6 protein-coding genes are annotated in these 9542 nt (G+C 33.5%); all 6 read left to right on the top strand.

Translation table 11 applies throughout. From position 1 onward, the window contains the following. Positions 1-814: 814 nt before the first annotated feature. Complete coding sequence (locus tag VLC96_RS00750) at positions 815-2050, top strand: glycoside hydrolase family 88/105 protein (protein WP_325260084.1); 1236 nt, start codon at positions 815-817, stop codon at positions 2048-2050. A 104-nt stretch (positions 2051-2154) separates the two neighbouring features. Then, entirely contained in the window at positions 2155-3783 is a 1629-nt protein-coding gene (locus VLC96_RS00745) for a glycoside hydrolase family 43 protein (RefSeq protein WP_325260082.1), read from the top strand. An 11-nt stretch (positions 3784-3794) separates the two neighbouring features. Beyond that, on the top strand, positions 3795-5831 hold the full coding sequence (pelA, locus tag VLC96_RS00740) for a pectate lyase (RefSeq protein ID WP_325260080.1): 2037 nt from the start codon (positions 3795-3797) through the stop codon (positions 5829-5831). Positions 5832-5841: 10 nt separating this feature from the next. Continuing rightward, on the top strand, positions 5842-7191 hold the full coding sequence (locus VLC96_RS00735) for a glycoside hydrolase family 28 protein (RefSeq protein ID WP_325260078.1): 1350 nt from the start codon (positions 5842-5844) through the stop codon (positions 7189-7191). Between the two features lie 70 nt (positions 7192-7261). Beyond that, positions 7262-7996, top strand: a complete 735-nt coding sequence (locus VLC96_RS00730) for a rhamnogalacturonan acetylesterase (protein ID WP_325260076.1) — start codon at positions 7262-7264, stop codon at positions 7994-7996. Between the two features lie 163 nt (positions 7997-8159). Further along, on the top strand, positions 8160-9179 hold the full coding sequence (gene fbp, locus VLC96_RS00725) for a class 1 fructose-bisphosphatase (protein ID WP_325260074.1): 1020 nt from the start codon (positions 8160-8162) through the stop codon (positions 9177-9179). Positions 9180-9542 lie beyond the last annotated feature (363 nt).

The raw sequence follows: 9542 nt of genomic DNA, 5'->3' as shown, positions 1-9542 counted from the left end.
CCACAATTAGCATTGGATTTAAATCAAAATAAAAATTTCCCACAAAACCCTGCTTATTAGTACCTGTAATAAGTTTCATATTTAATTAAAAAATAGGAGTTTGAGATAAAAATCAAACTCCTATTATAATTTAATATCGTTCCAATTGCTAAAAAACAAAAAATCAGTAATCCACTTAGATACTGCCTAAGTACAGAAAACTTCTCTGGTTATTATTTACATTACTTTGCTAAAAATTTACCAAAAATCTCTTTTAGATATAAATAAGCAACTCTTATACTTATTGTACACAAATTAAAATAAAAACAACTCTGTTCCTTTTTGCCTTAAATTTGTATTGTCAAAGATTTTTTTTCAAACAAAAACAGAAGAAATAAATTAAAAAAAAAGATTATAATTAATTTCCTTTAAACAAAATCATTACTTATTGATAATCATATTTTTTTATCCGACTTTTTTTGTTTATCTAAAAAATATATGTAGGTTTGTGTAATCGATTGCATTATTTATTAAAACACAAAATATTTCAATTCTATAAAACTATGGCAGCAATTAAGAAGAAAATATAGTGAATTGAAGTAAACTTTTACCGCAATTTTTATACAAATACTTCAACTTCATTTCCAAATAATTAAAAATTTTGTATTAAAAAAATGTTGGTTTTGTTTCTTAAACAAATGGTTATAAATTTTTATAATTAAACCTAATAAAATACTAGAAGCTGGTATATTCTTTGATCAAATTAACTACATATCTCTACAAAGATTTATAAATAAACATATAGAACTGAATAAAAAATTAAATATCATAATTTATGTTAAACGGAAAAACAAACACTTTTAAAGTCGCAATGCTTTTTATATCATTAGCATTTTTTAGTTGCAAAACTTCAGCTCAAGAACCTGAAAAAAACACTAAAACACAGAATTCCATAACAATTTCAAAGAAATTAAAATGGTCAGACAGAATGGCTCAGACCTTAATGAAACGTCACCCGGAAAGCTACATGATTGACGATTCAAAAGCACCAAAATGGGATTATGTACATGGCTTAGTTTTATATTCATTTCAGGAATTATACAAAGTAAATCCAGATCCAAGATATACAGCTTACATCAAAAGTTATGTTGATAATTTTATTGAAGACGATGGTTCTATTAAAACCTACGAATTTAAAAATTACAACATCGATATGGTAGTTGCTGGACGACTACTTTTTAATATTTATGCTTCTACAAAAGAAGAAAAATATTTGAAAGCAATGCAATTATTACGCAAACAATTAGAAGAACACCCAAGAACTCAAAGTGGTGGTTTTTGGCATAAAAAAATATACCCAAATCAAATGTGGCTAGATGGTTTATACATGGGAGAACCGTTTTATGCACAATATACTGCTACTTTCGAAGACGGAAAAAATCTTGATGACGTAGCCAAACAATTCGAACAAATTCAGTTACACGCTACTGATTCAAAAACTGGTTTATTATATCACGCTTGGGACGAAAGTAAACAAATGCCTTGGGCAAACAAAGAAACAGGAACTTCACCAAATTATTGGTCTAGAGCTTTAGGCTGGTACGTAATGGCACTTGTTGACGCATTGGATTATTTCCCAAAAGATCATCCGAAACAAAAAGAATTAGTAGGCTATTTAAATAATGTTTCAGCTGCCTTAGCCAAATACCAAGACAAAAAAACTGGTTTGTGGTATCAAGTTACAGATAAAGGAGGCGAAAAAGGAAACTATTTAGAGGCTTCTGGATCATCAATGTTTGCTTATGCTTTTGCAAAAGGTGTAAACAAAGGATATTTACCAGCTGAATACAAAAAATTAGCAAACAAAGCTTTTGATGGTTTAACCAAAAAATTAATGAAAGTTGATGCCGATGGAGGAATTACATTGACACAAGCATGTGCCGTTGCTGGACTTGGAGGTAATCCTTATAGAGATGGTTCTTATGAATATTATATAAATGAAAGAAAAAAAGACAACGATCCAAAAGCTACCGGCCCATTCATTTTAGCAGCTTTAGAATTAAACAGATAAACTAAGTAAACCTTCATTATAAAATTTGCCACTGATTGATATGATTTCTACAAATTAAATCCTTGTAATCATTTTAATCAGTGGCTTTTTTAAAATTACTTTCTATGAAATTCACAAAATTCCAATTATTGCTTTTATGCTTTGTTACTATTCAAATAGCGACAGGACAAGAAAAGAACGATAATCTTTCTAAAGTTTGGGTAGCCGATAATGGTAACGGTACGTATAAAAACCCAATTTTATATGCTGACTATTCTGATCCGGATGCAATTCGCGTTGGAGATGATTATTATATGACTGCTTCTTCGTTTAATTGTATTCCTGGTTTGCCAATACTGCATTCAAAGGATTTAGTAAACTGGAAAATAATTGGATATGCGCTTCATCAACAAAAACCTTTAGAAGTATTCAATAAAGTACAACACGGAAATGGCGTTTGGGCTCCTTGCATTCGATACCATAACAATGAATTTTATATTTATTATCCAGATCCTGATTTTGGTATTTATCAAATAAAAGCCAAAAAAGCCGAAGGCCCATGGAGTGAACCTGTTATGGTAAAAGAAGGCAAAGGACTTATTGATCCAACACCACTTTGGGATGAAGATGGAAAAGTATATCTCGCTTATGCTTTTGCCGGAAGCCGTGCAGGAATCAAAAGCCAATTGGCAATTTGTACAATGAATTCAGAAGGTACATCAGCTAATAATGATGATGTGATGATTATTGACGGACATGCAGATGAAAACACCATTGAAGGTCCAAAATTTTACAAACGTAACGGCTATTACTACATATTTGCTCCTGCTGGCGGCGTTGCAACTGGTTGGCAAACAGTTATGAGATCCAAAAATGTATATGGACCTTATGAAAAAAGAAAAGTAATGGATCAAGGAAAATCAACTGTAAATGGTCCGCATCAAGGTGCCTGGGTTCAAACACAAACGGGAGAAGATTGGTTTATTCATTTTCAAGATCAGTTTGTGTATGGCAGAGTGGTTCATTTGCAACCAATGAAATGGGAAAAAGATTGGCCTGTAATTGGAATTGATGACGATAAAAACGGTATTGGTGAACCAGTAACAACTTACAAAAAACCAAATGTTGGAAAAAAATCATTCCCAATCGAAACTCCAGTTGAAAGTGATGAATTTAACCTTCCTAAATTAGGCTTGCAATGGCAATGGCATGCAAATCCGCAGATAACATGGGGCTTCACTACTGCTATGGGTTATTATAGTTTGAATTGTATTCCTGTTCCAAAAGAAGCAACAACACTTTACCAAATCCCTAATTTGCTTTTGCAAAAAATGCCTTCGAATGAATTTACTGCTACTGCAAAAATTAAATTCAACCCACGTTTTGATGGAGAAAGTATGGGATTAGTCGTAATGGGATTGGATTATAGCTATATCTGTTTCAAACAAGAAGGCGGCAAATTATTCCTCTCTCAAAAAACAGCAAAAAATATTGACAAAAAAGGTGTAGAAACAGAGACCAAACCGATACCTGTTAGCAATCAAAACCTTTATTTACAAGTAAAAGTAAAACCAGGCGGAATTTGTACTTTTTATTATAGTGAAAACGGAAATGACTTCACTCCTATTGGCGAAGCTTTTACTGCAAAAGAAGGCAGATGGATTGGAGCCAAAATTGGTTTCGTAGCATTAAGACAAGGAATTATAAATGATGCCGGAAATGTTGCTATCGATTGGTTTAGAATAACAAAATAATATCTTTTTAAATGAAAAATATCAAAATAAGCTTCTCAATTGTTTTACTATTATTGTTCAGCGTAAACATACAAGCGCAAAAAGAACAAAAATGGGCTTCTATTATTCGCGATAATGACAGCAGTTGGTTTGCAACAAATGAGGCCAAAGCAATAGCAGAAAATGTACTACTGTACCAACGCAATATCGGCGGGTGGCCAAAAAACATTCAAATGCAAAAGCCTTTAACGGAAGCTGAAAAGAAAAATTTAATTGCACTTAAACCAACCACTGATGAAGTGACAACTGATAATCTGGCTACCACTCAAGAAATGCTGTTTCTATCCAAAATGTATGCTCAAAATCCAGATGAACGATACAAAAAAGCTTTCCTTGCAGGTCTGGATTATATCCTAGAAGCACAATATGACAATGGGGGTTGGCCTCAATTTTATCCATTAAAAAAAGGATATTATACTCATATTACTTTCAATGACGATTCGATGGTCAATATTATGAATGTATTGGAAAACTGCATCAATGATAATGGCTATTATTCGATAAAACCTCCACAGGAAACTATCGAAAAAGCTAAAAAAGCTTTTGATAAAGGAATCGATTGCATCTTAAAAACACAATATAAACAAAATGGGGTTTTGACAGCTTGGTGCGCACAACACGATGAAGTTACTTTACTTCCTGCAAATGCAAGAGCTTTTGAATTGGCTTCATTAAGCGGTAAAGAATCTGCCAAAATTGTTTTGCTATTAATGTCTCTTGACAACCCATCTCCTGAAGTAATCACTGCCGTAAACAGTGCCGTAGCTTGGTTTGAAAAAACGAAACTCACAGGCATCAAAGAAGAAATAGTTCCTGCGGATAACGCTAAAAAAACCAATAAAATTATAGTTCAGGACCCAAATGCCGAACCACTTTGGGCACGTTTTATGGAACTTAGCGACAACACTCCTTTTTTCTGTGACAGAGACGGAATAAAAAAAGCAACTCTAGCCGAAATTGGTGATGAACGAAGAAATGGCTATGCATGGTACACCACAGAACCAAAAGCTGTTTTAAGAAAATACGAAAGCTGGAAAAAAAAAATCCCAACTGAAACAGTAGTTGTACCCAAAAAAACTGAAGTTGTTTTAAAAGATGAATTCAATATCGTTGTAGACCAAAACGGAAATGGCGATTTTAAAACCATTCAAGAAGCAATAAATGCTGCAAAAGCCTATCCTAATCAACGAATTACGATTTTTATAAAAGATGGTGTTTATCATGAAAAAGTAAAAGTGCATGCTTGGAATCCTTCTATTTCGTTAATTGGAGAAAGCAAAGAAAAAACAATCATAAGCTATGATGATTATTTCAAAAAAATAGATCTTGGCCGTAATAGCACTTTTTATACTTACACGCTTATGGTCGAGGGAAATGATTTCTTTTGCAAAAATATTACCGTCAAAAACACTTCGGGTCCTGTAGGCCAAGCGGTGGCGTTGCATTTAAATGCTAATAGAGTGATGTTTACAAACTGTAGTTTTTTAGGAAATCAGGACACTGTCTATACTTCGGGCGAAGGATTTAAAAACTATTTCAAAGATTGCTTTATCGAAGGAACAACCGATTTTATTTTTGGAGATGCAACCGTACTTTTTGAGAATTGTACAATAAACAGCAAAAGTGATTCGTATGCAACAGCAACATCAACGCCAAAAGATGTACAATTTGGTTATGTTTTCAAAAACTGTAAACTGACTGCGGATGAAAATGTGACTCAGGCTTATCTTGGACGTCCTTGGAGACCTTTTGCAAAAACAGTTTACATCAACTGCGAAATGGGCAAACATATCCTGCCAGTAGGTTGGAGTACTTGGTCAAAAACTGATGCTGAACCGACTGCATTTTATGCAGAATATAATTGTACTGGAGAAGGTTTTCAGCCAAAAAACAGAGTCAATTGGTCACATCAACTAAAAGCTGCTGAAGCCAAAAAATATACTATCGAAAATATATTAGATGCTGGTTCTACTCCATCAAACAAACAATGGTATTTGAAAAATAACTAAAAGAAAAGCTATGAACTATAAACTCATAATTCTGTTTCTGTTTTCATCATTTTGCTTTGCTCAAAAAAATGATTTCCCTTCAGACAAAGTCAATGAAATTGTAAAACGAATTCAATTGCCAACCATTCCTTCGTACAAAATTGAAGTAACAAAATTGGGAGCCAAAGGAGATTCAGTCAGCAATGCCAAACCCGCTTTTGATAAAGCAATGGCACTTTGCAAAAAGAATAATGGAGGTACTATTATTGTGCCAAAAGGAACTTACACTTTAAACGGTCCGATCCATTTCGTCAGCAATGTAAAACTACATTTGGAAGATGGAGCTAAAATTAGATTTGGTTCTAATCCAAAAGATTATCCACTAGTTTTAACCAGTTGGGAAGGAACCATGCTTTATAATTACAGCCCTTTAATTTATGGGAACAACGTAGATAACATTGCCATTACTGGAAATGGAATTATCGATGGCGAAGGCAAAACCGATTGGATTAATTGGAAACAGCTTGAAGAAAAAGACAAACTATTAAGTCGTGAAATGAACCATAAAAACACACCAGTCAAAGAACGTGTTTTTGGAAATGGTCATTATCTAAGACCGCAACTGATTCAGTTTATCAATTCAAAAAATATTTTGATTGAAAACGTCCAAATAGAAGATTCTCCTTTTTGGTGTGTGCATTTGCTAAAAAGTAAAAGCATCACATTACGAGGTTTAAAATACAATGCACACAATTACAACAACGATGGAATAGATCCGGAATATTCTAGTGACATTTTAATCGAAAACATAAAATTTGACAATGCCGATGACAATGTTGCTATCAAAGCAGGACGAGACGATGAAGGTCGCAGCAATTCAGCTACTCCATCTGAAAATATTGTGATTCGAAATTGTGAATTCAAAGGTTTACATGCTATTGTAATCGGTAGCGAAATGTCTGCTGGAGTTCAAAATGTTTATGTAGAAAACAGTAAATTCAGAGGTTATTTGAAAAGAGGTGTTTTCATAAAAACAAATTCTGATCGTGGTGGTTATGTCAAAGACATTTATTTCAACAATATAGCTTTCGGAAAAGTTGAAGATTGTCTTTATATCACAGCCAATTATCATGGAGAAGGCAACAGATTAAACCCCTCTAAAGTTTCTGATATTTCTTTTTCCAACATTAGTTGTGTTGAAGCCACAAACACTGGAATTGTAATCGAAGGTTTTCCAGACAAAAAAGTATCAAATATCAAATTGGACAACATTAATATCCAATCAGCTAAAAACGGTACAACAATCACCAATTCAGAAAATGTAAGTGTAAATGAAGTGGTAATTGGTACCAAAGCAACAACACCAACAGCTGCAAAATAAAAGATTTTAAATTAAGAATGCTGCGAGCCAAAACCCAAAATCAACAATAATACAACAAACAATGAATACTATGAAATGGATTTCCCTATCACTCATGATGCTAATCTCACTAAATTGTTTAGCACAAAAACCAACTATTTACGGAATTGGTGATTCTACAATGGCGAATAAAGTAAAACCAGAAGAAAATCCAGAGCGTGGCTGGGGAATGCTATTTCCACAGTTTTTAAACGACAATATAACATTCGACAATAGAGCAGTAAATGGTAGAAGTACAAAAAGTTTCATTGCCGAAAAACGTTGGGACGAAGTTTACAAACTATTAAAAAAAGGCGATTATGTTTTCATTCAATTCGGGCATAATGATGCCAAAGACAAAGATTCTTTGCGTTATACCAATCCACATACCGCTTACCGTCATAATTTAATTCGATTTGTACTCGAAACTAGAGAAAAAGGAGCAACTCCAATTCTGTTTTCATCAGTATCCCGTAGAAATTTTAATGATGCCGGTGTCCTACTTCCTTCTCATGGTGATTATACTTTAGAAGCCCGTTTGGTAGCCCAAGAATACAACGTTCCATTTATAGATATGGAATATTTTTCTGAATTATTAGAGCAATCATACGGTCCAGAAAAATCAAAACAATTACATTTGCATTATAAGGCTGGCGAAATACCTTATTATAAAGAAGATAAGGCAGATGACACACATTATTGTGAAAAAGGTGCTACCGAAATCGCAAAAATTGTCGCCAGAGAATTGAAGAAAACAAAACTCGATATCGTAAAATACATTAAATAATAAACTCTAAAAAAATAAAACTCACAGACTTTAAATACTTGAAAGTCAAAAATTGGATTATAATTTTAGCCTCAAACCTCCATTTTTTTAATCGAACCTACTTTAAAAATCATCGTTTAAAACTAAATTTTGAGACAAAAACTAACTAACAAACCAATTTAACATGGAAGAGAAAAATTTAACATTAGGAGAATTTATTATCGAAAATCAAAATGATTTTCCATACTCATCGGGTGAATTATCACGGATTTTTAACTCCATAAAATTAGCGTCAAAAATCATTAGCCACGAAGTCAATAAAGCAGGATTAGTTGATATAATTGGAGGTGTGGGCGAAAAAAACATACAAGGCGAAGACCAGCAAAAACTAGATGTTTATGCCAATGAAGTTTTTATTCAAACGCTAATTAATAGAGAAATTGTATGTGGAATTGCCTCCGAAGAAAATGATGATTTCATCACTGTTCAAGGAAGCGACAACAGTCATAGCAACAAATATGTTCTTTTGATGGATCCTTTGGATGGTTCGTCTAATATCGACGTAAATGTGTCGGTTGGAACGATTTTTTCTGTTTACAGAAGAGTAACCCCTATAGGAACTCCAGTAACCCTAGAAGACTTTCTACAACCCGGAACTGCTCAGGTTGCAGCTGGTTACGTTATTTACGGAACCTCAACGATGTTGGTTTATACTACGGGCCAAGGTGTAAATGGATTTACATTAAATCCAGCATTAGGAACTTACTATTTATCTCATCCTAAGATGAAATGTCCTGAAAATGGCTGTATTTATTCTGTAAACGAAGGAAATTATATTCATTTCCCACAAGGTGTAAAAGACTATATAAAATATTGCCAGCAAGAAGAGGAAGATCGTCCTTATACTTCCAGATATATTGGAAGTTTAGCATCTGATATTCACAGAAATTTGATCAAAGGCGGTGTCTATTTATACCCAACAAGTTCAAAAGCTGTTAGAGGAAAGTTAAGGCTTTTGTACGAATGCAATCCGATGGCTTTTATTATTGAACAAGCGGGAGGAAAAGCTTCCGATGGTGAAAACCGAGTTCTCGAAATTCAGCCAACTTCACTACACGAACGAACTGCTTTTTTTGGCGGAAGTTATAATATGGTTGAAAAAATAGAAGAATGTATTCATCAAGCTAAGTTGAGTAAATATTAATAATATCGATATATTAGTATTTTTTGAAGCAGTAAATATTAGGCTTTTTTGGAAAGATGGTTTCCTGCTCTCCGTTACAATCTTGTTGCCCGAACCCCGGGCAACAAGGATTTTCACTGCGATCAGGGCTAGCAGGAAATATAGTGCTTCTTTGCCTTCAAGAAGATCCATAATTTTGTTATAAAATCAAAAAGCAGTTTAGAAATTCTAAACTGCTTTTTGATTAATCTAAACTTAAAGTAACCTGACCATCATCATCCAATTGGACATCAACATCGTCATCAGTTAATTCAACTTTTTCATTTTCTTCAGGAATCACTTCTGGTTCTTCATAAGGCAAGGGTTCTAATAAATTAACCTGCT

The organism is Flavobacterium sp. (assembly GCF_035456085.1).
Classification (GTDB): Bacteria; Bacteroidota; Bacteroidia; order Flavobacteriales; family Flavobacteriaceae; genus Flavobacterium.
Note: the sequence above shows the minus strand (reverse complement) of the source record. Positions and strands in the feature narration are given on the sequence as shown.